The sequence below is a fragment of the Mycobacterium sp. E136 genome, assembly GCF_001666865.1.
In the GTDB taxonomy this organism is placed as follows: Bacteria; Actinomycetota; Actinomycetes; order Mycobacteriales; family Mycobacteriaceae; genus Mycobacterium.
In genome coordinates, this window is sequence record NZ_LZJE01000262.1 from 1 (window position 1) to 23,910 (window position 23,910).

Genomic DNA, 23,910 nt, shown 5'->3' on the forward strand with positions numbered 1-23,910 from the left:
ACATCCTGGTCGTCGCGGACGACATGTACCTGGCGCGCCCGCAGGCCCGTATCGGCTTCGCCGGATTCTCGACCGCGATGCCGCTGGCCCTGCTCAAGCTCGGGCCGAACCGCGGTTATGAGGCCATGATCACGGGGCACAGGGTCCCCGCCGCCGAGCTGCGCGAGTGGGGAGTCGCCGCGTCGGTGGTTCCCGCCGAACGGCTGCACGACGAGGCGCTGCGGTATGCCCGCGCCATCGCCCACCATTCGGCGGACGGGCTGATGGTCGGCAAGCACGCACTCATCACGTTCTGGCACGCGGTCGGCATGGCGCAGTTCGGCGACTGGGTTCCCATGGCGCACAGCGTGTTCAGCAACTTGTCCTGGCGTGAGGACGAGTTCAACTTCATGAAGGAGCGGGCGTCCAGAGGCGGCCGGGAGGCACTTGCGGAGCTAGAGCGCCGATACTCGGAATGGGGTTTCGACTAGTGTACAGATATACACATAATGTTCTGCTGTCTTGTATGATGCCGGAGAGCGCTTGTTAAGGAGCGGGTATGGGTGCACTGGACGGACGGACGGCGCTGGTCACCGGCGCGGGTCGCGGTATCGGAGCTGCCGTGGCCGAGGGACTGGCGACAGAAGGAGCGACCGTCCTGGTCTCCGACGCAGGTGTGGGAGTCGATGGCACCGGTCGTGACCCTGGGCCGGCAGAGGCGGTGGCTGCGGCCATCAACGCACAGGGTGGCAAGGCCTTCTCCGACACCACCGACATCACGGACTTCTGCGCCTGCGCCGACTTGATCGGCCGCGCCGCCGACACCCTCGGCGGGCTCGACGTAGTGGTGAACGCCGCGGGCATTCTGCGCGACGGCATGGTCTTCAAGATGAGCGAGGAGGACTGGGATGCCGTCGTCGCCGTCCACCTGAAGGGGACGTTCAACATCAGCCGACACGCGGCCGGATGGTGGCGGGAGAACCGCGGCGGCCAGTACCGGTTGATCAACTTCACGTCGATGTCCGGTTTGCAGGGCGCCCCGAGCCAGCCGAACTATGCGGCGGCGAAGATGGGCATCGTCGGCCTCACGTTCTCCTGCGCCAACGCCCTGCGCAACTACGGTGTCACGTCGAATGCGATCGCTCCGATCGCCGGAACGCGAATGACGCAGGGCATCAAGGGCGGTGGCAGCATGGACTACTCCGATTCGAATGTGCGGTTGTCGCCGAAGAACTGCGTGCCGCCGGTGGCGTATCTGGCGAGCGTGCAGTCGGATTGGCTGAATCGCCGCGTGATCTTCGCCGGGAACGGCCGGATCAGTTTGATGTCGAATCCGGTGATCGAGCGCGAAATCGTCTCGGCCACGGGAACGTGGGACATCCCCAGCGCGTTCGCCGAGATCGAAACGTCATTCAAAGAGGCGATCCTGTGGCCCAATATCTTCGACAAGCCGCCTGCCGGCTGACGAGAAGAGGTGACGATGACCGACGTGGCGACCCGGCGAGTGCCGGAGAAGTATGCGTGTGGGGAAACGTTCGTCCCGAAGACCCGTTACCTCGACCCGGAATTCCTCCAGCTCGAACTCGACAGGCTGTTCACCCGGGTTTGGCAGGCCGCGTGCCGCGAGGAAGAGATCCCCGACCCGGGCTCCTATTACGAGTACACCATCGGTCGGCAGTCGATCGTCGTTGTGCGCCAGAAGGATCGCAGCATCAAGGCGTTCTACAACGCGTGCGCGCATCGGGGGATGAAGATCGTGCGGGGGACCGGCACGGCTGTCGAGGGGGATCTGCGGTGTGAGTTCCATGGGTGGCGCTACGCGCTCGACGGCCGTTCGTCGTTCGTCCCGTGCAGAGAGGAGTTCGCCTCCCGGCCGCGGGATCAGTGGGGGCTGAAACCCGTCAACGTGGGTACATGGGGTGGCTGGGTGTTCATCAGCATGGCCGACGACCCGCCTGACCTCCTGTCGTGGCTGGACCCGCTGCCTACTGCACTGGCGCCGTTTCGCCTGCAGGACATGCGTTACCGCTGGCGTAAGCGGACGTTTCTGCCGGCCAACTACAAGACCGTCATCGATGCCTTCATCGAGGGCTACCACACGCCGGGCACACACCCGCAGACGTTGCGGGCCGCTCAGGGTCCCCGGCCGAGCACCGAACCGGCACAGCCTCAGGAGTACGTCTACGCGCCGTACACGCCGACGATCGCCTACCGCAACCACTCGCGGTTCATCTACACACAGCGGCCGGAGACGGCCGAGCGTGACAGTGTTCGCCGGAAGCAGTCCTCGCGGCCGGAGGTGTTCGCCAACGCTATGCAGTACAACTTCCTCGGGGTGAACGCGCTGGTCACCGAGCGCGACTATCGCGCCGCGCAGCAGCTGGCCACGATGGAGCCCAGTGAAACTCCGCCATTTGTCCTCTACCACAAGATGTGTGAGGAACTGGCGCTGGCCGACGGTGTCGATTTCCCGCGGATGTCGATGGAGGAGTATTTCGCCGGTAACGGCGACTGGCACATCTTTCCCACGCTCGTGATCCTCGTCGAGAAATCGTGTCTGCTCGGGTACCGGATGCTGCCCGACGCCGACGATCCGAACAGGTGCACGTTCGAGATGTTCTCGCTCGAGCACTTCGCACCCGGCGAAGTGCCCGAAGCCGGTTGGCAGGAATTCGATCGCTGGCAGGACCATGACGGCTGGGGAGAGTTGCCGACTCAGGACCTGAAGAACATCGGCGCCATCCATGCGGGCATGCACTCAAAGGGCTTCGACGGCCTCTGGCTGAACACCGCTCAGGAGATGTCGATCCGCAACGAGCACGCGATCGCGGACCGGTTCATCTTCGGCGTCGACGAGCGGTGAGCGAGACCACACCGGATCAGCCGATTCCGCTGCTGTCGGAGGTGAATCGGCCGTACTGGACTTCGGGCGCCGACGGGCGGTTTCGTCTGCAGCGCTGTTCGAGTTGCGAGCGTCTGGTTCACCCACCGGCCGTGCGCTGCCCGCATGACCACGGCGAGCTCGGATACGTCGCGCTCAGCGGCCGGGGACGCGTCGAGACGTGGACTGTGAATCAACACCCGTTCTTCCCGAGTTTTCCGCCGCCGTACATCATCGCGTTCGTCACACCCGTCGAGGACGAGTGCGTCCGAGTCCTGACGAACCTCGTGAACGTCGAGCCCGACGATGTCACCGCGGGCTTACCGGTGCGCGTCACGTTCGACCCACGCAGTGACGGTGACGACGACGTGTTCGTACCGCTGTTCGAACCGGATCTCTGATGGCCTCGCCGCTCACCGACGACGTCATCATCAGTGGCATCGGTCAATCCGCTATCGGCAGGCGACTGGGTCGGGATGCACTGCGGCTCACCGCCGACGCCTGCCTGGCCGCCGTCGAAGACGCAGGACTCACGCTCGCCGACATCGACGGGCTGACCACGTACCCGGGGGCGTCGCAGGCCGGCCCGGGGTTCTCCGGCGCTTCTCTGCGCGATATCCACGACGCCCTCGGCATCAAACCGAATTGGGTGGCAGGAGGAGTGGAATCGCCCGGACAGTTGGGTGCTGTGGTCGACGCGATGCTCGCCGTTGCGGGTGGCCTCGCCAACCATGTGCTGTGCTGGCGCAGCATCTGGGAGGGCACGGCCCAGGGCTCAGGGCGTCGCCAGGGCTACGGGGCGCGCGGCGGCCGCCCGGCCGGAATGATGGGATGGCAGTTGCCTTTTGGCGTCACCGCCGCCAATCTCGCCGCGATGCAGGTCCGAGCCAGGATGATCCGCTACGGGCTGACGCGCGAACAACTCGCCTCTGTTGCGATCGTCGAACGCGCCAACGCGCGGAGGAACCCGTCGGCGATCTACACCGACCCATTGGATCTGCAGACTTACCTGAACGCGCGCATGGTGTCCGAGCCGTTGTGCATGTACGACTGTGACATCGCCTGTGACGGCGCAACAGCGTTCGTGGTCTCGCGCACCGAGCACGCACATGCCCTCGATCACCCAGCGGTCACGGTGGAGGCCCTCGACTGTGCCCATCACGACCGGTTCACATGGGAGGGTGGGGAGGACATCACGCGGATCAGCTCGCGGTGGTCCACGATTTGGGACCGAACGGATTTCACTGTGGGCGACGTCGATTACGCCTCGTTGTACGACGGGTTCAGCGTGTTCGTGCTGTGTTGGTTGGAAGATTTCGGCTTCTGCAAGGTGGGCGAGTCGGGTGAGTTCGTCGCCGACTCCGCGCGTATCTCGCTTGGTGGCGCCCTGCCCATCAACACCGCTGGCGGCCAACTGTCCGGTGGACGACTGCATGGGTTCGGCCACCTGCACGAGGCGTGTCTACAGGTCCGCGGCGAAGCGGGAGAGCGACAGGTTGCCGACGCTGCACTGGCGGCGGTCGGAGTCGGGGCCGCCAACAGCGGAACGACAGCCATGCTGCTCCGACCGGCCTGAGGCATGCACTCGTCAATGTAGAGGAGCCACTTTGCACATCGACCTACAGACTTGTTTCGAGCTGGAGCAGGCCAAATCGAGATATTGCCGGCTGATGGACACCAAGGACTGGGCCGGATTGGCTGAGCTGATGACCGAAGACATCGTGTTCGATTTGGGCGCCGGCGACGACGTGCCGCCGATCATCGGACGCGACGCCACGCTTGCGGCAGTGCAGGCGTCTGTGACAGATGCGGTCACGGTCCATCAGGTGCACAGCCCGGAGTTTCACCTCGATGAGGATGGGGCCCGCGTGATCTGGGCGGCTCAAGAGCGAGTGAAGTGGAACAACGGGACGGGGTTGACTGCCTACGGTCATTACCACGACCGATGGGTCCGGCGCGACGGGGTGTGGCGTATCGCGGAACTTCGGCTGACCCACCTTCTCATCGATGTCGACTGATGGGGTCTCGCTGACGTCAACCGAGGCGGGGGTAGGTCATGAGGTCCACCCAGTTCTCTGCTGTGGATGTTCGAGATGAGCCACTGGCGTACAGGCTGATTCCGGAATACGGGTCGAGAAACCGACCGGTTGTCGGATCGTAGGTTGTCACGGCGGCACGGCCCGCCTGTGGTTGGCTTGTTCTCGACAATCCGGCCTCAGCCGGCAACGGTGTGTTCTCGCTCGCGGGTGGCGTTGTGCCGCCAGGATTTGCAGGAGTGGGTGGCGCAGACGGCCGGACGTATGGCGGGATCACCTGGTCAGGCGGCGGCTGAAATGGTAGAGGCGGTGGAGGTGGTCCGGGGGTCACAGGCGGGACCTGCGTCGGATACGGCGCGGTGAGCGCCGGCCCCGGCCCGGGCGGCACACCTGGCGGAAGCTGCACGGCGGGAGGCCCGGGATCGTAGTCCGCTTGCGGCGGAATGTACGGATACTTGTTCTGCGGCAGAGTCATTCGTGGATCGGTCACCGGTGTTCCCACCGGCACCGGCGGTCCGCGCCACGGGTTGCTCCCCAACGGTACATAACCCCGCGGATCGCGGCAGAGTTGCACCGTCGGCGCCCTTTTGCCGGGGAATTCCTGGCAGGGGTAGTTGCGTGCGCCGCGAACGACTGTTGGATCGTTCTGCGGGACCTTGCAGTACATGTCTTTCGGGACATCGCGAAGCGTGGTGTCGGCGGGCGAGCGTATGTCGGACGGAGGTACGAACCCGGTGATGCAGGGCGGTGGATCACCGAAATTCAGCTTGAAGTCCGCTTTGGCGCCCTCGTCTGCCGGGTACTGATTCGCGATTGTGATGACCGCCGCGGCAAGGGCCGGCATGATCACCAGCACCTGTTCGATCGACTTGTGGTAGATGACGCCAACACGGCCGGCGTTGGCGAGGTTCGCAGCCAGCACCGGAAACGTGGGACGGATGCCTTCGAAGAGAGCGGTCGCTTCGTCGGCAGCGCCTGGGGCCGACTGCAGAACTGCGCGTATCTGGGGGTCGGCTTCACGAAGATGAGTCGTGAGGCGTGCCAGGCCATCTGCGACCGATCTGATGTGCTGCCCGGACGCACGCTGGGCGTCGAGCAGCGGCTGAGATTGTTCGAGGAGTTGAATTGTCTCGCTGGACGTGTTGTCGGCTTCTTCGATCAGCGACCGTGACGATTCGATGAGCCGGGCGAGCTCGGGACCTGACCCGTCGAAAGCGGTGAATGCCTCCCTCAGTACGTCGCGCAACCGGCTTCGATCAAGCGAATCGACCAGGCTTTGCGCGTCGCGCAGCAGGCTGGCGATGTCGCCGCTGATGTGCGTTCGAGCACGGTCGATGTGCCCATCATTTTCCAGAGAATCCGTCGACGCGTTCGGCGGCGGCACAAGATCGACGTATAGCTCGCCGATCGCCGACACGCTCTTGACGTAGGCGTCGACGTCGTCGGGGATTTTCGTAGTGTCCTCGATTCGCATCTCGACCCGAACATCGTTGTCACGGGTCAGTGATACGGATTTGACCTTGCCGACGGTCGTTCCGCGGTAGGCGACGTTTGCATTGGGATACAGACCTCCACTGGCCGCGAAGTTGGCCGTCACGGTGTAGGTCCCGAGGCCGAACGCCTTCGGCAACTGCACGTAGAACACTGCGATCACGAACACGCTGACGAGCGCGACCAGGGAGAAGATGGTCAGTTGCAGGCGGACGAGTGGAGTGAGCATCAGGGTTGGCCGGCCGGCTGTGGATCGGGAGGATTCAGGGGCGGGATTTTGAAGGGATCGGCAGCCTGCCCGGACAACGACGATGTCGCTCCGACAAGGTAATCGGGTACCGAGATGACTTCGGAGAGGCGCTTCATGTTGGGATCGAGCGTGCTCGTCGTGAAGAAGTTCTCGCCCATTCGCCGCAGGGTGAGGTCAAACGTCGCGAAGACGTTGAGGAAGTCACCCCTGACCGCCCGCTTCAGTCCGTCGTTGAGCGGTATCGGAAATGCCGGCAGGATCGGCAATGCGTCGACGAGCGTTTCGGCGTTGTCGCTGAGGGCCTTGACCACGGCGAAGGCGTGGATGAGGTCAGCGGCGAAATCCGTTTTCGTCTGAGCCAACAGCGGGGCGGCGATGTCCGCGAGTCGCTTCAGGGCCGCGAAAGCATCGACGATTCTCTGGCCGTTGTCCTTGAGTACCCGCGTCGCCGACGGGAGTGCCTCCAGTGTCCGCTCGATCTTGTCGGTACCGCCGGCGAGTCGACCTGCAAAGTGGTTGACCTTCTCCATCGCCGTAGCGATGTCGCCGGCCTGGGCATCCAACCCCGCGGCCAATTCGGCGAGCCGTGGCAGGAACGCGGTGAACTGACCGGCGCGCCCGACAACGGCAGCATACGTCTCGTCTGTAATATCCTGCAGTACACCAAGATTACCGTTGTTGACGACGATGGCCAGCGAAGACAGGACATCTTCGGTGCTCGGATAATTTCCGGCCTTTTCAATGCCGATCCGAGAATTCGGGCCCAGCGAGCCTACGGGCCGTTCGGAGATGGGCTCGGCCAGCTCCAAATGCCGCGAGCCCAGGAGCGATGTTTGCGCGACGGTCGCGGTGGCGTTGGCGGGCAGATGCACCGAGCCGTCGAGGGAGAGCTGGACCAGCGCATAGAACGTACCGTCGTCACGCTGCATGGGCTTGACACCCGACACACTGCCGACGGTCACGTCGTCCACCTTGACGGGGGAGTTCTGTGGCAGCGACGAAATATCGGGTAGCTCGACAGATACCGTGAACGAGCCTTCGCCGTGACCTGCGGTGCCGGGCATGTTCAGTGAGTTCAGCCCGTTGAATTGGCATGCCGAGAGCGCCACCGCGAGTGATGCGATCGCCGTCGCTTGCCGCGCCGATTTGCGGAGATGCACGTTGATCATCTGCCGGCTCCTGTCTGTCCGTCCGGCTGGTGTGGCGCAATCGGTGCGTCCGGGACCATGAGCGAACTCAGATCGGCCTCGGGCGGAATGGACGGTGGGGTCACGCCGGGCAGCGGTTGCCATTGAAGTTGCGCAATCGGGGTCTGCGCCTTCGCCTCCGTTTGCGGTGTGTCATAGATGATTTGCCCCTTGTACGCCGTGATGCTGGTGATTGGACGGAAGAGGAACGGTGGATAGTTCATCTGAAGCCGCTTGACCACCGGCGCCATTCGCTGGCGGCAGATCTCTGCGCGCTTGTAATTCTCCGGCGTCTCGGAGGTCTCGAACATCCCCGCGCACATGAGCTGAACTGGGTTGCCGAAGTTGGGCAGTGTCACGATGCCGTTCAGCGAGGCCTGGGCTGGATTGTAGATGTTGTAGAAGTTGGCTAGCGCCGTCGGCGCGAGGTGCAGAACTTGTTCGATGTCGTCGCTGCGTTCGGTGAGCAGACTGGTGAAGTCGGCGAGCCGATCGATCTGGCCGATCAATGCATCGTTGTTGTCCTTGAGCAGCCCCCGGACGTCGGAGAGCGCACTGTTCAGTGAGCCGAGAGCTTGATCGATGTCGCGGGAATTGTCCGCGAGCACCTGAGAGACCGAGGCGACATGTGACGTGAACGCCACGATCTGTTCATTGCTCTTCGAGAGGGCGTCCACGACGATGCGCAGGTTCTTCACGGTGTCGAAGATGTCGGTACGGGAATCCCCGAGACGCCCTGCCACTTGCGATAATTCACGGACCGCACTCCTGAATGATTCGCCCGAACCGTCGAAAGTATCTGCGGCTTGGTTGATCAACTCGCTCAGTGGGCCCTGCGCCGAGCCTGGTCTGGGTCCAAGTTGTGCCGACAATTTGGTCAGCTCATCTTTGACCTGATCCCATTCGATCGGTACCGCTGTCCGATCGAGTCCGACGACCGCGTTGTCGGACAGGGTCGGGCCGCCGTCGTAGATCGGCGCGAATTCCACGAACCGAGCGGAGACCAGATTCGGCGAAACTATCAGGGCGGCGGCATCGCCCGGAACGGGAATCCTTGAGTCGACACTCATTGCCACCCTGGTGTGCTGCGGGCCTGGTTCGATTCCGGTGACCCGGCCGACGGGGACTCCGGCGACCTTCACCTCGTCGCCGACGTACAAACCCACTGCCGAGGAGAACAAGCCGGTGATGTTCCGTTGCTGCGTGCGCGGCCACACTGTGTACAGCCCGGCGACAAGCGTCATGGTCAGTACCGTGGCGAGCACAGCCCGAGGCCATCCTCGGGGGCGGTTGAGTCCGAGCGTAGTCATGGCGTTCTCGGCCTGATCACGAGTCGCTCTCGAATGAATCCGCGAAGCATGTCGGCCAGACTGTCGGGCAGCTTGCCCGGCTGGAAGTAGGTGTCCAACAGCACGCCGGCAACGGCAGGAGTCGGCACGCCCCAGATGTTGACGGAAAAGCCCGGTCCGGATCCCACAACTTCACCCAATGTGGTGGAAAAGGCAGGGAGCCGTTTGAGCGCTTCGTCGAGGTGGGCGCGGCGGGCGTTCAGATTCTCGAGTACGAGGTTGAGCTTGACCAGTGCGGGACCGAATTCACGACGGTTGTCCGCGACGAACCCCGATATCTGCCTCGACACATCGCCGATTCCCGCGACGAGCGAGGCGAGCGCGGTGCGCTGTTCACTGAGCTCGGCGAACAGCTCATTACCGTCGGTGATCAGCTGATTCAGTTGGCGTGAGCGAGTGGCGAGGATGGTGGACAGCGATTTCGTGTGAGTCAACAACTGGGCGAGGTCTTCGTCGCGGGCGTTGATGCTGCGGGAGAGCGCCGCCACGCCGTCGAGCGCGCTGCGCAGCTGGGGGGTGGCATCGCGCATCGTCGCGGTCAGAGTTTCAAGCGCGCTTTCGAAGGCGTCGGTGTCCAGCTCGGCTGCGGAGTTGCCCAGGTCCTGCAACGCGTCGGGCAAGGTGTACGGGGTCGTCGTGCGTCCGAGCGGCACGGTGTTGACCGAACCTGCGCCACCCGGAGTGACCGCCAGAATCCGTTGGCCGAGAATGGTATCGGTCTTGATGGCCACCAGCGTCTGGTCGCCGAGGCGTAGATCGCGGTCGACGGTGAAAAGCACCTTTGCGGCGCGGGCGCTCAGGTCGAGGTCGACCGAGGTCACCTTGCCGACGTTGTAACCGTAGATCTGCACATCGCTACCACCGGTGACTCCGGCGGCGTTTGTGAAGTACGCGGTGTAGACCTTTCCCTGTGGCATGAAGGGCAGTGTGGAGTAACCGAATGAGACGAGCACCAGCAGTACCACGAGAATGATTCCGAAAATGCCTGTGCGTAACGGGTTCCGGCCACCCCGCTCCTCAACCGTCATCGGAGCACCGTCCCTTTGACGGATCCGACGGCCCGAGCAGCGGAATCAAGATGTCGCTACCTGCCGGACCGTTTATCTTGATCTTCACTGCGCAGAAGAAGATGTTGAAAAACGCGCCGTACTGACCGAGCGCGCTGAGTCGCAGGTAGTTCTCGGCGAGTGGCTCGATCACGGCATTCACCTCCTCTTTTCGATCATCAAGAACGGTCGCCAACGGACGCGCGTGCTCGATCACCCCCTGCAACGGACGCCGCGACGAGATCAACAGGTCGGTGAGGTCGGCCTGCGCGGAGGCAAGCGGCTGGATCGCCCCCGCAATCGGGCCGCGCCCGGCCGACAATGTCGTGGTCAGTTGCTGCAATTGATCGATACTCGTGTCTAGTTGTGCCCCTTTGTCATCGATCGAAGTGAGTACGGTGTTGAGGTTGTCGATGACATCACCGATCAACTGGTCGCGTCCCGCCAGCGTCCGGGTGAACGAGTCGGTTTCCGACAGGACCTTGGCCAAGGTGCCGCCGTTGCCTTGGAGTAATTCGATGATCGCGTTGCTGACCTCGTTGACCTTGCTCGCGTCGAGGCCTTTTAGGACCGGACGCAAACCGCCCAGTAGAGCGTCGAGATCCACTGCTGGTACGGTGTGCGAGCGCGGTATGGTACCGCCGGGCGCCAGCGGCCGTAGTTCCCCTGAGCCAGTGCTGATTTCGAGGTAGCGGTTGCCGACGAGGTCCTCATATCGAATCGCCGCGCGGGTCGAGCTGTATATCCGATACTCTTTGTCGATCTCGAACTCGACGTCGACATGGTCGCCGTTGATGGCGATGTCGGTAACGGACCCGACGGGAATGCCTGCCACGCGCACGTCCTGGCCGGGCTTCAGGCGTGAGACGGAGTCGAACTCTGCACGGTAGGACACCGCTGAACCGAAACGGAACTTTCCGAAGGTCATTACGAGAAGGCCGAGGACGAGCAGCATCACAACGGTGAATGCTGCAACTTTCAGCCCGAGCCGGTCCTTGGGCATCAGTAGTCATCTCGCTCGGCATAGGCGCCGTTGAACAGAAACTGGAAGGTTGACAGCGGATCGAATTGGAGTTCGGTATTGGGCTGATACGGAATATATGCGTTGTCCGTCACCAGAAACGGCGGCCGGAACCACGATCCGTTCTTCATCTTCCCGGGCAGATTCGGCAGTCCCCGGCAATTGGGACCGCCGGATGCGTTGACGATGGGAAGGCTCTCGGGGTACGTGTACGGCGCCACGCCTGGGATGAAGAAGGCATTCATGAAGACCCCGGGTACGGTGCCTCCCCAAGCGGGAGTGAATTCTTTGAGTGTGGTCGCCAAACCGGTTAGGAGGCAGCCTAATTGAGGTGAATAGTCGCCCAGGACCTTCAACGGGGCCCGCAATCGCTGGACCGCGGCGGTCAAGTCGCTCTGTGCGGGCCCGAGCACATCCGCTGCGCTGTTTCCCAGTCCGGCCGAGGCCATCAACGTCGTGGCCAGGTTCTCCTGTTGGTCGACGATGGTCTCGCTGAGGGGACCGGCGTTATCGAACAAGGTCAGGATGTCCGGCGCAGCTTCTGCATAGATATCGGCGACGTCGCCGACCTTTTGGATATCCGCCTGCAGGGTGGGCAGGTGCGAGTTGAACGTTCCCATGTAGTCGGTGATCGTCGAGATAGTGCTCCCGATGTCCCGTCCGTTTCCGCGTAACCCTTCGCCGATTGCCGTCATCGTCGCGTTGAGTTCGGTTGGATCGATCTTCTTCAGAGTGTCGACGAGCGTTTCGAAGAGGGTGTTGGCTTCTACGGCGACCTCGGCGGCACGCAGATGCGAATTGGCTGCAAGTGGGATTTTGTCGGGAGTCTGCGGGCTCAGGAACTCGACGGACTTCGCACCGAATACCGTGTTGCTCGCAATACGGACGGTGACGTTGGACGGGATGTATTCCATCTGATCGCGGCGGATCTTGAGTGTCAGTAGCGCCTGTGCACCGTCGTATTCGATCGAGGACACTTTTCCGACTTCAATTCCCAGGTACTTGACCTTGGCGTCGCGGTCCATCACGAGCCCGGCACGTGCCGAGGTCACTGTGACGGTGTCGACGGGAATGAACCTCCCCGAGTATGCGAGGTAAGTCAGCGACGAGATCGCCGCGAAGATGGCGGCCATGATGAGCGCCGCTATCCGCAGCGCTCTCTTGCGGTAGATCTTGATCAACGCCCTGCATCCTGCGCAGGATTCGGCGGGGGTTGAACCGTCGTCATTGGACTGCCAGTTCCAGACGTTCCAATCTGCGGACCAGAATGCTGGTCAGCCAATCTCCGACGTCGACAGCCTCGATCCATTCGGTCCGTTCGAGCAGCATGCGCAGGACGATCCGGGCCTCCAGCCTGGCAAGGGCTGCGCCCACGCAGAAATGAGCACCCTTGCCGAACGTGACGTGGCCCTTGCCGCTGCCGCGGTCGAGCCGGAAGTCGTGCGGTGAATCGAACTGCGCGGCATCGCGATTGGCTGCGCCCCACAACAGCAGCAGATGTGAGTTGGCGGGTAGGTCGACGCCGCCCAGCGTGGTGTCGTGCAGGACGTGGCGATAGTGGCCGCGGAATGGAGGCTCGTAGCGCAGCGTCTCCTCGATGAAGGGCACCAGGAGGTCGCGATCCTCGCGGACCTGTTTCTGTATGTCCGGTTGGCTCACGAGAATCCATGCGGCGCTGCCGAGCAGCGAGGCCGTGGATTCGCCGGCGGCGCTGAAGAGCGTGAGCATGATGCTCAAGGCGACCGGCTGTTCCACCTCGCCGGAGGCGCAGCGCGCAGCGAGATCGCTGATCAGTCCCGATTGTGGATCGCTGGCCGCCGCTTCGAAGTGGTCCAGGACGTAGCCGCCCAGTTCCATTGCCGCCAGACCGGCGGTTTCGAGCTGCTCCGGAGTGACGATCCCGTCGAGCAGCGTGGTGGTGGCGTATCCCAGCCTGATGAGTTTGTCCACATCATCGTGGGGCAGGCCGAGCAGCTGAGCGACCACCTTCATCGGAAGCCGGTTGGCTATGGCGCTCATCCATTCGATTCGCCCGTCGTTCACCGACTCCGTCCACAGCTGGTGCGCGGTCTCTTCGGCGAACTCCTCGATCACCTGGACTCGCCGAGCCGACAGGTGCGGCAACAGAACCTTGCGATGCACGGCGTGTGCCGGATCGTCCGCGGTGGCGAGCGCGTGCGCCGGGTCGCCGAGCGGCATCATCGGGAACGGGTTCACCGCGCCGCTGTGGTCGTAGACCACGGTTGCGGTGAGATTCGAGGAGAAATCCTCCACCCGGTTGGTCGCCTCGACGAGCGCGTCCCAGCCGCAGACCGCGTAGAAATCGGACTCGCCGATGCGGTGCACCGGTGCTTCCGACCGCATCTGCTCATAAAGCGGGTATGGATCCTGAATGGCGGCATTTCCGAAGAATTGAGCAGGGTCGTCCAAGATCGCCACGGTCCTAGCGTTGGTCCTGTGGCCGAGGCCGTCAACGGCGCCGAAGGAAGTTGACATGCTCCTCGCGGCGCGGTCGGGCAAGACCTTCTCACGGACGACCCCTGAGCTGCGCATCGCATGAGAGAATCGGCGCTGTTCTTCTCATCCTGAGAGATAGAGCCCCGAGGCTGCCAGCGGAGGGAGGCGCGCGGAATGGCCGGTACGGATTGGTTGGTCGGTCAAGACCGAGGTTCCGAGGCAACGAAGCGCATCCATGCCGCAGCCGCCAATCTGATCGCAAGGCGTGGATGGGAGGCATTCACCATCGATGCGTTGGCCGCGGAGGTGCACTGCTCGCCGGCCACGATCTACCGGCACGCCGGCGGTAAGACCGCGATCCGCGACGCTGTCGTCGGTATCCACGCGGCCCGCACCGTCGAAACAGTGCGCGAAGCGATCCGCGGACTCAAGGGTGCGGAGAGGGCGGTCGAGGCGACCGCGTTGGCGTTGAAGCGTGCCCGGTCCGACCCGTTGACCAAGGCGCTCCGCTCCGCCCATCCGCCCGCCGAAACAGACTGGCTGACGACGTCTGAGGTCATCGCGCGGTTTGCCGCCGAGATGCTTGGACTCGAGGATCCCGACCCCCTCGCGGAGCAGTGGCTGATTCGGGTTTTTCTGGCGCTCTGGAGTTGGCCCGTGAAGGATCCCGACGCTGAGTACCAGATGCTGCGGCGATTCCTCGGTCCGCCGTACGGCGACGAGCTTAGCTCGCAGTGAACCGTCCTGCCGTTGAGGTCGCGCGTAGAAGCGTGGCCCGCCAGGACGAGGTCGCTTACCAATCGGATAGGAACTCTTCCGTTCGCGGGGCGTAGTCTGGCGCGGCAGCGATTACGCATCAAATACGTGGTCCGCAAAAGTTGCCTGAAGAGTCCGTTGCCTGACAGGGGCAGCAGCAATCTGCAGCGACGCCGCGTGAGCGACGCGGCTTTATGCGATCGCCGCCGCCACGCGCGGCATGAGGATCGCGGGTCCGAGCCAGCGGGCGATGAAGCGGCGCAACGCGACGCCGTCTCGTGGCGGTTGTCCGGGATCCAATAGCAGCGAATGCATCGTCCGCAGCGCCAGTTCGGCAAGTTCATCCAGTGACGCCTCGTCGAAGCCGTGTAGCTCCCAGTCCACGTGGAACCGGTGCAGAATCGACCGACTGAAGCTCAAGGCGGTTTCCGAGGTCGGGGATGTGATCATTCCGCCGTCCCGGCGTTCGGTCAGCAAGTTCTCGAACTGGGGATCCCCAATCAAGTGCTCGACGGCATAGGCGACGCATTCGACCATCGCCGCAACCGGATCCTTCTGATCGCCAACATGTTCGGCCAGCCGGTCGATGAAGCCGTCCGCGGATCGCATCGCGCTGGCGATCAGCAGCGCGTCGGTTCCGGGGAAATAGCGGTAGACGGTCTGTCGGGTCACGCCGAGCCTTCGCGCGACGTCCGTGATCCGCAAGGACGATCCCCGCTCGGCGACGACTTCGTCTGCGGCGTCAAGGATCCTGGTGATCGCCTCCTCATCGGATGCGGGCGTGGCGCCCGCCCAGCCGTGGCTACGCACCCGTCACCGCGTCGACGTCGAATTCCATGGGGAGGCTTGTCGGTCCGGTCATGCCCAGCACCGGCTTCCACGGGGCCGGTCCCACCCGATGCAGCGTCGGGAGGCGTTGCGCCATGATCGCGAGCGCCTCCGCCAACTCGAGCCGCGCGAGGTTGGCACCCAGGCAGTAGTGCACTCCGCCCCCAAACGTCAAGATCGCCGGTGCGTCCTTTCGGGTGATGTCGAAACGGTCGATCTTTCTTTTCGCCGAATGACGATAGCCTCTCTGGCATGCCAAAGTCGTTCGACTGCATCGTCGAATCTCCGGTCAGCGTTCAACAGATACATGCCGTCTACCGCGAGCGAGACTATTGGGAGGCGCGGTTGGCACCTCATGAGGACGTACGTTGTTGAACTCCGTTCATTCGAGGTTGATGCGAGCTGGACTGTGCGCGCCACAGTCGTCCAGGAGCTGAAGACGCAGTTCTGCCGCCTCCCTTTGGAAAGCTCTATCCCAGAGATCTAGAACTCGTTCAAAGCGAGACGTGGGCCGTCGATCACGACGGAATAGTGCGCGGAGAATTCGCGTCAAGGCCCATGGTGCGCCAGGCTCTGCCCGCAGTTTCGTAGTGATCGCCCCGTCGAGCAACGGGAACGCCTCGAATGCTCAGCAACCGTCCAAGTGAAAGTTCCACTCGTCGGGGGCAAACTCGAGAGTCCTCTCGGTCGGCAGATGATCGACCAGATTCCGGAGACACTGCGCTTTATAACCGAGTGGACCCGCGAGCACACCTGAGGGCGGCCGGACGAACGCCAAGCGAACGGAGTCGTCCGCAAACTGAAGGAATTTCCGAATTCCGTGCTCGGGCGCGGGCAGTCGTGGTTCACTGACTTCCTCGCTAATCCTTGACGGGCGTCAGGAGGGGAACGGTGGCGAAGAAAAGCGTCGACGATCGAGACCAAGGCCACGACTCGGAGCTGGCGGTGGATGTCCGCGTTCGCGTCAACGCCGGTACAGATGCCGAGGCGCGCGGTGTCATCGTGGAAGACTTCGGCGAGATGACGGCCGTTGCCGTCGAGATCGGGCCCAACCACATTGCGGATCCGGCCCGTCGATGGGCGGTGATGCTCGACGAGGGCACGCTTCTGTTCGCCGACTCCGAGCAACTCACGCCCGAATAGTCCCGCCTAGCTGAAACCCCACCCGTCGGCTCACGCCGGCGGCGGAGGTGGCGGCGGCAATGGTGGCGGTGGCGGAGCCGGCGGTGGGGGCGGCGGCCCCATCAAGAACGGCGGTAGACCGGGAAACGGCATGACCATCGGATCAGGGCGGCGGGACCGCGGCCGGGGCGGCGGGTTCGGTGCAATGGGACCTGCCGATGTCGGGTAAGACCGGCACGACCGAATCCCACAGGTCCTCCGGCTTCCTAGGGTTCACCAATCAGTACGCGGGCAGCGTCTACATCTTCGACGACTCGAACTCGCCGTCCGAGATCTGCTCGTTTCCGCTGCGCAAGTGCTACAGCGGTGACCTGTACGGCGGTAACGAGCCGGCGCGCATCTGGTTCGAGGCGATGAAGCCGATCGCCACGAGTTTCGGCGAGGTCCGCCTGCCGCCGACCGATCCCCGCTACGTCGAAGGCGGTCCCGGCAGCGAGGTGCCCAACGTGTCGGGCATGAACGTCGACAAGGCCCGCCAGCGACTCAAGGACGCCGGGTTCCAGGTGGCCGAGAAGACGACGCCGGTGAACAGCGAGGCCCCCTACGGCGCCGTCGTGGGGACGACGCCGAGTGGCCGCACCATCCCGGGGTCAATCGTCACGATCAACACCAGCACCGGGTTCGTACCGCCTCCGCCGCCGCCGCGCCGAGAGGAACCGCCGCCCTGATCATCCTTGCTCAGGGCGTTCGCCATCGTGTTCGCCAACCCCTCCGGCACCGCCTGGTCGCACTTCTCCGCGGTGAAGGTCACCTCCTCACCGCGACGGTCGATGATCTTGTCGATGGGGTTCGGCGGGCACCACACCCCGCCCGAAGCCAACGTCGCTGCCACGTTCGACAACTCGAGACCGTTGAGCTGGAACGGGCCGAGGGTGAACGATCCCGCATTCTGCCTCTTGATGAAGTCGGCCAGGCTCTCATTGCTTCCCCGGTCGTACGCGCGGGCCGTCCCCGGAAGGGCATACGAGCGCAGTCCAAGCCGAACAGCCATGTCGACCGCACGGGGCACCCCCACCTGCTGAATCAACTTCGCGAACGCCGTGTTGGGTGAGCTGGCCAGCGCGTCCGTGACGTTCATCGACCCGCGGTAGTTTCCGGCGTTCTTCACGCACCAGGTCTCTTTCGGGCAACCGGGGGTATCGCTGCTCCCCAAGCCTCGGGCCTGGAAGCTCCCGGGTACGGACAACTGAGCGTTGATCCCCATGCCCATCTCGAGTGCCGCGGAGGTGGTGAAGATCTTGAAGATCGAACCGGCGCCGTCGCCCACGAGTGAGAACGGCTGAGGCTGCACCGTCTGCCCGGCGTCCTTGTTCAGGCCGTAGGTCCGGTTGCTCGCCATCGCGAGGACCCGGTGAGAATCCTTTCCGGGCTTGATGACGCTCATCACGCCGGCGATTCCGTCCAGCGTGGGGCTCGCGACCTTGTCGATGGACCGTTTCACCGACGCCTGGACCGCTGGGTCGAGCGTCGTGCGGATCAGGTAGCCCCCACGGGCGACCTGATCTTTGTTGATTCCGGCATGGGCCAGATACGCCAGCACGTACTCACAGAAGAAGCCGCGATCACCAGCGGCGATGCACCCGCCGGGGAGCTCCTTGGGGCGTGGTAGCACCCCGAGGGGTGACGACTTGGCCGATCGCAGCTCGTCGGCATGCTGGGGCAGGTGGTCGATCATGGTGTCCAGCACCAGGTTCCGCCGCTGCAGGGCACCTTGGGGGTTGACGTAGGGGTCCAGCGAGGTCGGCGACTGGACGAGGCCGGCCAGCAGCGCGGCCTGCTGCCAGTTCAACTGCGATGCGTTGATGCCGAAGTAGGTCTGCGCGGCGTCCTGGACCCCGAAAGCCCCGTTGCCGAAACCGACGAGGTTCAGGTAGCGCGTGAGGATCTCCGCCTTGGTGAACGTCTTGTCCAGCGTCAGCGCCATCCGCATCTCACGCAGCTTTCGCGCCGGCGTCAGCTCGACCGCGGCGCGCCGCTCGGCATTGGTTTGGGCAGTCACCAACAGCTGGAAGTTCTTGACGTACTGCTGTTCGATCGTTGACCCGCCGCGGGTGTCGAGGTTGCCCGACAGATAACCGGACAGACCGGTCAGCGTGCCTTGCCAATCGACGCCCGCGTGCTCGGCGAAGCGCTTGTCCTCGATCGAGACGATGGCCAGCTTCATGGTGTTGGCGATCTTCTCGCTGGGCACCTCGAACCTGCGCTGGCTGTACAGCCACGCGATCGGCTTACCCGCGGCATCGACCATGGTCGTGACCTGGGGGACGTCTTCCTCCACCAGCTGCGCAGAACCGTTGGCGACGATGTCCGAGGCGCGGTTTGACAGCAGCCCGAATCCACCCGCGAACGGGAACATCAGCGCTGCCGCCAGCACCCCGGCCAGCGTGCAGCACAGAACCAGCTTGATGACCGTCCCCCCGGCCGGTTCGCGCTCCGGCATGTCAGCAGGGTATTAAATGCGGTCTCGCGGCGAACGCTCCCGCGCCGATTTCACAGCAACGACGGCGAAACGCTCTGGTAACGGGCACGGTCAGCCTCGGTCCAGATCCCACTGCCCGAAGTCGGGCGCGAGAACCTCGTCGACGTCGACGTGGGTGTCCCCGATCGCCACGCCGGGCTCCGACCCGCCGATCACCACGGCCTGATAGAGCACGGCTCGGGGATCGCGCTCGCCGGCCGACCAGGCCTTGGTCTGCCACACCCACCAATATCCGTCGCTGGTCGATCGGCCGACGACGCCATCGCCGATGGCCCACGAGCACGCCCGCGCGTGGCCGTAGAGCCCCGTGCGGTTCACGCCGAGCACCGAGTTGATGCCGCGGTACCACTCGCGCGCCACGTTCTCCCAGGTCTCTTCGTCGATGTCCTCGTCGACGCTGAAGAAGATGGGCGCCGAGTCGGGCCCGCCCGCGGCGTTGTGCAACCGCAGCGCGGTCGACGCGTCCGCGACACCACCGTCGTAGCCCCGGGTGTAGTCCGACGGTGTGGGCCAGCCGGGCTTGCCGTACTGGTAGCAGCTGACGACGTGCAGACCCTCGGCTCGTAAAGAATCGGCGTATTCACGGGTCACCGGTTTGAAGTCGAAGTCGGCTCCGGGGCGCAGTTCCGACACGTACACCAGCGCGCCGTCGAAACCCGCCGCCTTGAGCTGATCGGCAGGAACCTTCCGGTGCGCGAAGTCGACGAGCCGCAGCCCTTGCGCGCCCGCCTTCGGCGCCGCCCGCGACGCTGCCGCCGCTCCGAGGAGCATCAATGTCGGCGCGGCGACTGCATATTTGAGAAGTTCGCGTCGTGACGGAGAGGGCCCTCCGCCGCGACCGGGTGGCGTCGGGGAGTCCTGCACGGCGCGATGGTAACAACATCGTCGGCACGCGGTTGGCGGTCAGCGGATTCAACTGCGCCGAATCGTCTCCGCCCTATGCTGGCGAATGCGCGGCTGGACACGGCGGCGTCGCACGCGCACCTTCGACCCGACGAGGTGGCAATGCCAGCAGACCGATCCGCCGGTGGTGGAAGGCGGTCGACGCCGTGGCTCCTTGTCATCGCGGCGGTCGTACTCGCGCTCACGGCGTCTTCGGCGTGTGGCCGGGTCGATCGTCCGCCGGCAGATTCGCGTCCGCCTTCGCGTCCGCAGGCGGCGTCGCCGTCGACTGCCACCCACACTCCCGCCGCTCCGACGCCAGGGCTTCCGCCGGTCGATGAGCTGATCGACAGCGCGATCGCCGCGCACAAGCTGCCTGGGGCCGTGGTGGCGATCGGCCACGGCGGGAAGCTCGTGGTGCACCATGCGTACGGCTCACGGAAGCTGGCCGGCGAACAGGGTCTCGACAGCACTCCCACGCCTGCCGAGCCCATGACCGAGAACACGATCTTCGACATGGCGTCGTTGACCAAGTGCCTCGCAACGGCGATCGCGGTCATGCAGCTCTACGAGCAGGGCAAGGTAGGGCTCGACGAACCGGTGCAGAGTTATCTACCCGCTTTCAACAGCGCGCACGACCCGCAGCGGGCGCAGGTGACGATCCGTATGTTGCTCACTCACACTTCGGGTATCGCGGGCGATATCGATCTGCGGGACCCCTGGGGCCTGACGCGCGCCGACAGCGGGGAGGGCATCCGTCGTGCGCTGGCGACGCCTCTGCAGTCGGAGCCGGGGGAGGTGTTCCGCTACTCCGACATCAACTTCATCCTGCTCGGTGCACTGATCGAGAAGGTCGCCGGCGAGCCCGAGGACGTCTACGTTCAGCGCAACGTCTTCGAGCCGCTGCACATGGACGACACCCGCTTCCTCCCTCCGGCCAAGGCGTGCGGTCCGCACGAGCTCAGGGGCGCCGCTATCGCTTGGGTATCTTCCCCGCCGACCAGCGCCTCGTGCTTCGAAGGTGGTTGGAACACAGACGTTCTGGCGCGGACCGCGCCGACTGCCCTCGACGAGGAAGGCAGAGCCCAACCGGGCAGTAACCCCGATCTCGACTTCTTGTTGCGTGGCACGGTGCACGATCCGACAGCACGACGCATGGGTGGAGTCGCCGGGCACGCCGGTGTGTTCTCGACGGCACTCGACGTCAGCACCTTCGCCCAGGCGCTGCTCGACCGGTTGGCGGGCCGCCCGAGCGATTTTCCTCTGAAGCGAGAGACGTTGCAGCTGATGACGACTCCGCAGCAGCCCGGTCACACACCCGGACAAGTCGAGGCGGCCAACGAGGCGGTCCGCGAGGCGATCGCCGAGACTCCGAACCCGAATCCGCTCCTCGCGCCGAACTATCCCGCGATCGAGGGCCAAGATCTCCGCGGTCTGGGGTGGGACATCGACACCGGCCACTCCCGACCGCGCGGACTGATCTTTCCCGTGGGCAGCTTCGGGCACACGGGATTCACCGGAACGTCGCTGTGGATCGACCCGGGTTCTGATACGTACGTGATCCTGTTGACGAACGTCATCCACATTCGCGGCAGTCGACCGCTTTCGAATCTGCAAGGAGAACTGTCCACGGTGACCGCACGAACGCTGGGCCTGTACACCGCGCCGACGTTGGCGCAACCCGCTCCCAGGCCTCGCTGAGATGAACCAGGCACAAAGGCAATTCGAGGCGTACGGGCCCTCGCACCTAGTGGTGCTCGCGATATTCGCGGTGGGTGCCGTACTGCTGATCTGGTTGGGGCGCCGACAGACCGAAGCCCAGGCTCGCGTGTTCTCGCGTGTCTTCGCGGTGCTGATCCTCGCGGCATTCGTTGTGGCGCTCGTCTACAAATTGATCCGGCCCGACATTCAAACCTCCATTCCGATTCAGCTGTGCGACATCGCCGAGCTGACGGCAGCGTATGCGCTGTGGTCACAACGCCACTGGGCCTTCGCGCTGACGTACTACTGGTGTCTCCTCCTGAGCTCGCAGGCGCTGCTCACGCCCGACGTCGGCACACCGCGGGAGGGTGCGCCCGATTTCCCGCACCACCTGTTCCTGACGTTCTTCGTGCTCCACGTCTTCGCCGTCTGGGCGGCGGTCTACCTCACGTGGGGCCGGAGGATGCGTCCGCATTGGCGCAGTTACCGTTTCGCGGTTGTGGTGTCGCTGGTCTGGGCGGCGCTGACCTTCACCTTCAATGCGATCGTCGGGACGAATTACGGCTACCTGAACAGGAAGCCTCCCACCGCGTCACTGCTCGACGTGTTCGGGCCGTGGCCGTTCTATCTGGTGGTCGAGGTGGCGATCATCATTGCCGTGTGGGCCCTCATGACGTGGCCGTGGGAGCGCAGACGGGTTGCCGTCGAGTCGGCGTGAGACGGCTCAGGAAGACGGCCGCCACATCTCCAGCGTCGATTTCACCCCTGCCGGCAGTTCGATGAACTCGATGGGCGTGCCATCGGGGTCGTAGACGAACAGCATCCGGACACCGGCGATTTCGACGGCGGGAGTGGCCCGCACATCCGGATGATCGCGCTGGAGCGCCTCGGAGGTTGCGTCCAGATCCGCCACTCGGAAGGAGATGTTGGTATAGCCCAGATGAGGACCGTTCTGGCCGGCCGGCACGGTGCCGAGATAGAGAAGTTCGACCATGACCCCGCCGACGAGACCGCCGACCATACGACCGCTCTGGGCGGCGCCACCGGTGACGGCGTCCATTCCGCCTCCGTCGAGGTCGACGTCGAAAACCACGTCCATGCCGAGCACCCCGGTGTAGAAGGACACCGCGGCATCCATGTTCGACACCCCGACGCATACATGAGAGAAGTTTTCGACCGAGATCGGTTGCGGCGCAGTCATACCGTTCCTGTCTAGAGTCGGATCAATTGCCTTCTGGCACGCTTCAAGCCTGTCCGCACCGCAGCGGCGGCGATGTGGCGCCTCGCATGGGTAGCGCCGGCCAGGAACCCGCAGAAGGCGCCGAAAGCGAAGATCCGCCGCGTGTGTCGCTTGTTGCGCCGCATCGCTGACGATGCGACGAATCCGCATAGCGCGCCCATGATCGCGACGGCGATCAGCAGGCCAAGCCAAGCTGGCGGTCCGAGCGAAACCATGAGAACCTTCCGGCGGTTCGCACCATCGAAGCACCGTCACCGCGGCGCCGAGGCCTCCGTTCGCAATTCGTGACCGAAGCGTTGCGAGCGTCTAGGTGATCGTGACGCCGCCGTCGACCACGATCGTCTGACCGGTGACGTAGCCACCCGCCTCTGATGCGAGCCAGATGACCGCGGCCGACAACTCGTGCGGCTCGCCCACCCGATTGAACACGACGCGACCGGCAAGCGTTTCATCCAGATAGCCGGGTTTGTACTCGTCGGTCATCTCCGACTTGAAGAAGCCGGGCGCCAAGGCGTTGACGCGAATCCCCTTGCGCCCTCCCCATTGTTGCGCGAGGTCGCGCGTGAGGCCGACGATCGCGGCCTTGCTGGCGGCGTATGCGGCCTGGGGGAGTCCGGCGGTGGTCAGGCCCAACACGCTGGAGATGTTGATGATCGAACTGCCGGGCTGCATCACTCGCCCGCAGGCTTGGGCCGCCCAGTAGGAACCGTTGAGGTTGATGTCGACGACCTTGCGGAACTCCTCAGGCGTTTCCCGTGTCGCAGGGACGGCGGTGCCGACGCCCGCGTTGTTCACCAGGACGTCGACGTGTCCGAACTCCTGCATCGCAGCGTCGATGAGTGCTGTGCACTGGTCGGGATCCGCGACGTCGGTCTGGACGTTGAGCGCACGCCGACCGCCGGCTCTGACGAGTTCTGCTGTCGTTTCCAACTTTTCGACGCGTCGAGCGGCGAGCACGACGTCGGCGCCGGCCTGTGCGCAGGCCTCGGCGAACGAGACGCCGAGGCCGGACGATGCGCCCGTGATGACGACGACTTTGTCGTCGAGTCGGAAGCGGTCCAGAATCGTCATCCGACGTTCTCCTGTCTGTCGTGGTCTGTGTCGCGGGTCGATGCTCGACTAACCGTAATGTGGCGGCTCATCGC

23 protein-coding genes and 3 pseudogenes are annotated in these 23,910 nt (G+C 64.2%); 12 read left to right on the forward strand and 14 right to left on the reverse strand.

Going from position 1 to position 23,910, the window contains the following annotated elements; genetic code table 11:
• The 6 genes from A5698_RS17330 to A5698_RS17355 form a co-directional block, all read left to right on the forward strand.
• On the forward strand, positions 1-470 hold a 470-nt coding region (locus A5698_RS17330), incomplete at its 5' end, for an enoyl-CoA hydratase/isomerase family protein (protein ID WP_231967436.1).
• 68 nt (positions 471-538) lie between these two features.
• Positions 539-1,444: an SDR family NAD(P)-dependent oxidoreductase gene (locus A5698_RS17335; RefSeq protein ID WP_068299392.1), complete on the forward strand. Its 906-nt coding sequence runs from the start codon at positions 539-541 to the stop codon at positions 1,442-1,444.
• 15 nt (positions 1,445-1,459) lie between these two features.
• Positions 1,460-2,842, forward strand: a complete 1,383-nt coding sequence (locus A5698_RS17340) for an aromatic ring-hydroxylating oxygenase subunit alpha (protein WP_068299496.1) — start codon at positions 1,460-1,462, stop codon at positions 2,840-2,842.
• On the forward strand, positions 2,839-3,261 hold the full coding sequence (locus tag A5698_RS17345) for a Zn-ribbon domain-containing OB-fold protein (protein WP_068299394.1): 423 nt from the start codon (positions 2,839-2,841) through the stop codon (positions 3,259-3,261). Before A5698_RS17340 ends, A5698_RS17345 begins: the two co-directional genes overlap by 4 nt.
• A complete protein-coding gene (locus A5698_RS17350; RefSeq protein WP_068299399.1) occupies positions 3,261-4,436 on the forward strand; it encodes a thiolase family protein in 1,176 nt (391 codons plus the stop codon). Before A5698_RS17345 ends, A5698_RS17350 begins: the two co-directional genes overlap by 1 nt.
• A gap of 31 nt (positions 4,437-4,467) precedes the next feature.
• Positions 4,468-4,878, forward strand: a complete 411-nt coding sequence (locus A5698_RS17355) for a nuclear transport factor 2 family protein (RefSeq protein ID WP_286144543.1) — start codon at positions 4,468-4,470, stop codon at positions 4,876-4,878.
• Positions 4,879-4,894: 16 nt separating this feature from the next.
• Here the strand turns inward: A5698_RS17355 and A5698_RS17360 are convergent, their stop codons facing one another.
• From A5698_RS17360 to A5698_RS17390, 7 genes are read right to left on the reverse strand one after another with little or no spacing between them, the layout of a single operon-like run.
• On the reverse strand, positions 4,895-6,616 hold the full coding sequence (locus A5698_RS17360; protein ID WP_068299405.1) for an MCE family protein: 1,722 nt from the start codon (positions 6,614-6,616) through the stop codon (positions 4,895-4,897).
• The gene (locus A5698_RS17365; RefSeq protein ID WP_068299407.1) at positions 6,616-7,806 is read right to left on the reverse strand and encodes an MCE family protein; all 1,191 of its coding nucleotides are present in this window, start codon (positions 7,804-7,806) and stop codon (positions 6,616-6,618) included. Before A5698_RS17365 ends, A5698_RS17360 begins: the two co-directional genes overlap by 1 nt.
• On the reverse strand, positions 7,803-9,134 hold the full coding sequence (locus tag A5698_RS17370; protein ID WP_068299410.1) for an MCE family protein: 1,332 nt from the start codon (positions 9,132-9,134) through the stop codon (positions 7,803-7,805). The genes A5698_RS17365 and A5698_RS17370 overlap by 4 nt, the downstream gene beginning before the upstream one ends.
• Positions 9,131-10,201 (reverse strand): MCE family protein, encoded by a 1,071-nt coding sequence (locus A5698_RS17375; RefSeq protein ID WP_068299415.1) that lies wholly within the window; start codon positions 10,199-10,201, stop codon positions 9,131-9,133. Before A5698_RS17375 ends, A5698_RS17370 begins: the two co-directional genes overlap by 4 nt.
• Positions 10,191-11,222: an MCE family protein gene (locus tag A5698_RS17380; protein WP_068299418.1), complete on the reverse strand. Its 1,032-nt coding sequence runs from the start codon at positions 11,220-11,222 to the stop codon at positions 10,191-10,193. The genes A5698_RS17375 and A5698_RS17380 overlap by 11 nt, the downstream gene beginning before the upstream one ends.
• Positions 11,222-12,421: an MCE family protein gene (locus A5698_RS17385; RefSeq protein ID WP_502688944.1), complete on the reverse strand. Its 1,200-nt coding sequence runs from the start codon at positions 12,419-12,421 to the stop codon at positions 11,222-11,224. The genes A5698_RS17380 and A5698_RS17385 overlap by 1 nt, the downstream gene beginning before the upstream one ends.
• A gap of 43 nt (positions 12,422-12,464) precedes the next feature.
• Positions 12,465-13,679: a cytochrome P450 gene (locus A5698_RS17390; RefSeq protein WP_068299422.1), complete on the reverse strand. Its 1,215-nt coding sequence runs from the start codon at positions 13,677-13,679 to the stop codon at positions 12,465-12,467.
• Between the two features lie 192 nt (positions 13,680-13,871).
• Here A5698_RS17390 and A5698_RS17395 point away from each other — a divergent pair, with 192 nt between their 5' ends.
• Positions 13,872-14,435, forward strand: coding sequence for a TetR/AcrR family transcriptional regulator (locus A5698_RS17395; RefSeq protein WP_068299425.1), 564 nt, complete (start codon positions 13,872-13,874; stop codon positions 14,433-14,435).
• A 210-nt stretch (positions 14,436-14,645) separates the two neighbouring features.
• Here the strand turns inward: A5698_RS17395 and A5698_RS17400 are convergent, their stop codons facing one another.
• Positions 14,646-15,263: a TetR/AcrR family transcriptional regulator gene (locus A5698_RS17400; protein ID WP_068299430.1), complete on the reverse strand. Its 618-nt coding sequence runs from the start codon at positions 15,261-15,263 to the stop codon at positions 14,646-14,648.
• Positions 15,256-15,495: pseudogene (locus tag A5698_RS17405) on the reverse strand (cytochrome P450); the annotation flags it as partial. The pseudogene A5698_RS17405 and the gene A5698_RS17400, both read right to left, overlap by 8 nt.
• Positions 15,496-15,909: 414 nt before the next feature.
• Between A5698_RS17405 and A5698_RS29880 the strand changes: the two are divergent.
• The 3 genes and pseudogenes from A5698_RS29880 to A5698_RS30010 all read left to right on the forward strand — a co-directional run.
• Positions 15,910-16,038 (forward strand): annotated as a pseudogene (locus A5698_RS29880) (DUF2505 domain-containing protein); the annotation flags it as partial.
• Between the two features lie 134 nt (positions 16,039-16,172).
• Positions 16,173-16,424, forward strand: coding sequence for a hypothetical protein (locus A5698_RS17415; RefSeq protein ID WP_068299442.1), 252 nt, complete (start codon positions 16,173-16,175; stop codon positions 16,422-16,424).
• A 494-nt stretch (positions 16,425-16,918) separates the two neighbouring features.
• A complete protein-coding gene (locus tag A5698_RS30010) occupies positions 16,919-17,131 on the forward strand; it encodes a PASTA domain-containing protein (RefSeq protein WP_502688945.1) in 213 nt (70 codons plus the stop codon).
• Here the strand turns inward: A5698_RS30010 and ponA2 are convergent.
• Positions 17,089-18,903 (reverse strand): annotated as a pseudogene (gene ponA2, locus A5698_RS17425) (transglycosylase/D,D-transpeptidase PonA2); the annotation flags it as partial. The gene A5698_RS30010 and the pseudogene ponA2 sit on opposite strands and share 43 nt — an antisense overlap.
• Before the next feature lie 90 nt (positions 18,904-18,993).
• Complete coding sequence (locus tag A5698_RS17430; protein ID WP_197506816.1) at positions 18,994-19,713, reverse strand: DUF1906 domain-containing protein; 720 nt, start codon at positions 19,711-19,713, stop codon at positions 18,994-18,996.
• Positions 19,714-19,947: 234 nt separating this feature from the next.
• Here A5698_RS17430 and A5698_RS17435 point away from each other — a divergent pair, with 234 nt between their 5' ends.
• Entirely contained in the window at positions 19,948-21,525 is a 1,578-nt protein-coding gene (locus A5698_RS17435) for a serine hydrolase domain-containing protein (RefSeq protein ID WP_068299508.1), read from the forward strand.
• A gap of 1 nt (position 21,526) precedes the next feature.
• A complete protein-coding gene (locus tag A5698_RS17440; RefSeq protein WP_068299452.1) occupies positions 21,527-22,243 on the forward strand; it encodes a YwaF family protein in 717 nt (238 codons plus the stop codon).
• Positions 22,244-22,249: 6 nt separating this feature from the next.
• Here the strand turns inward: A5698_RS17440 and A5698_RS17445 are convergent, their stop codons facing one another.
• From A5698_RS17445 to A5698_RS17455, 3 genes are all read right to left on the reverse strand, one after another.
• Complete coding sequence (locus tag A5698_RS17445; protein WP_068299456.1) at positions 22,250-22,726, reverse strand: VOC family protein; 477 nt, start codon at positions 22,724-22,726, stop codon at positions 22,250-22,252.
• Positions 22,727-22,737: 11 nt separating this feature from the next.
• Positions 22,738-22,980: a hypothetical protein gene (locus A5698_RS29065; protein WP_068299458.1), complete on the reverse strand. Its 243-nt coding sequence runs from the start codon at positions 22,978-22,980 to the stop codon at positions 22,738-22,740.
• Between the two features lie 91 nt (positions 22,981-23,071).
• Positions 23,072-23,836, reverse strand: a complete 765-nt coding sequence (locus A5698_RS17455) for an SDR family NAD(P)-dependent oxidoreductase (protein ID WP_068299460.1) — start codon at positions 23,834-23,836, stop codon at positions 23,072-23,074.
• Positions 23,837-23,910 lie beyond the last annotated feature (74 nt).

Coding starts and splice junctions, on each gene's coding strand:
- A5698_RS17335 (WP_068299392.1), top strand. CDS start 539: ATGGGTGCACTGGACGGACGGACGGCGCTGGTCACCGGCGCGGGTCGC.
- A5698_RS17340 (WP_068299496.1), top strand. CDS start 1,460: ATGACCGACGTGGCGACCCGGCGAGTGCCGGAGAAGTATGCGTGTGGG.
- A5698_RS17350 (WP_068299399.1), top strand. CDS start 3,261: ATGGCCTCGCCGCTCACCGACGACGTCATCATCAGTGGCATCGGTCAA.
- A5698_RS17360 (WP_068299405.1), bottom strand. CDS start 6,616: ATGCTCACTCCACTCGTCCGCCTGCAACTGACCATCTTCTCCCTGGTC.
- A5698_RS17365 (WP_068299407.1), bottom strand. CDS start 7,806: ATGATCAACGTGCATCTCCGCAAATCGGCGCGGCAAGCGACGGCGATC.
- A5698_RS17370 (WP_068299410.1), bottom strand. CDS start 9,134: ATGACTACGCTCGGACTCAACCGCCCCCGAGGATGGCCTCGGGCTGTG.
- A5698_RS17375 (WP_068299415.1), bottom strand. CDS start 10,201: ATGACGGTTGAGGAGCGGGGTGGCCGGAACCCGTTACGCACAGGCATT.
- A5698_RS17380 (WP_068299418.1), bottom strand. CDS start 11,222: ATGCCCAAGGACCGGCTCGGGCTGAAAGTTGCAGCATTCACCGTTGTG.
- A5698_RS17395 (WP_068299425.1), top strand. CDS start 13,872: ATGGCCGGTACGGATTGGTTGGTCGGTCAAGACCGAGGTTCCGAGGCA.
- A5698_RS30010 (WP_502688945.1), top strand. CDS start 16,919: ATGAACGTCGACAAGGCCCGCCAGCGACTCAAGGACGCCGGGTTCCAG.
- A5698_RS17430 (WP_197506816.1), bottom strand. CDS start 19,713: ATGCTCCTCGGAGCGGCGGCAGCGTCGCGGGCGGCGCCGAAGGCGGGC.
- A5698_RS17435 (WP_068299508.1), top strand. CDS start 19,948: ATGCCAGCAGACCGATCCGCCGGTGGTGGAAGGCGGTCGACGCCGTGG.
- A5698_RS17440 (WP_068299452.1), top strand. CDS start 21,527: ATGAACCAGGCACAAAGGCAATTCGAGGCGTACGGGCCCTCGCACCTA.
- A5698_RS17445 (WP_068299456.1), bottom strand. CDS start 22,726: ATGACTGCGCCGCAACCGATCTCGGTCGAAAACTTCTCTCATGTATGC.
- A5698_RS29065 (WP_068299458.1), bottom strand. CDS start 22,980: ATGGTTTCGCTCGGACCGCCAGCTTGGCTTGGCCTGCTGATCGCCGTC.
- A5698_RS17455 (WP_068299460.1), bottom strand. CDS start 23,836: ATGACGATTCTGGACCGCTTCCGACTCGACGACAAAGTCGTCGTCATC.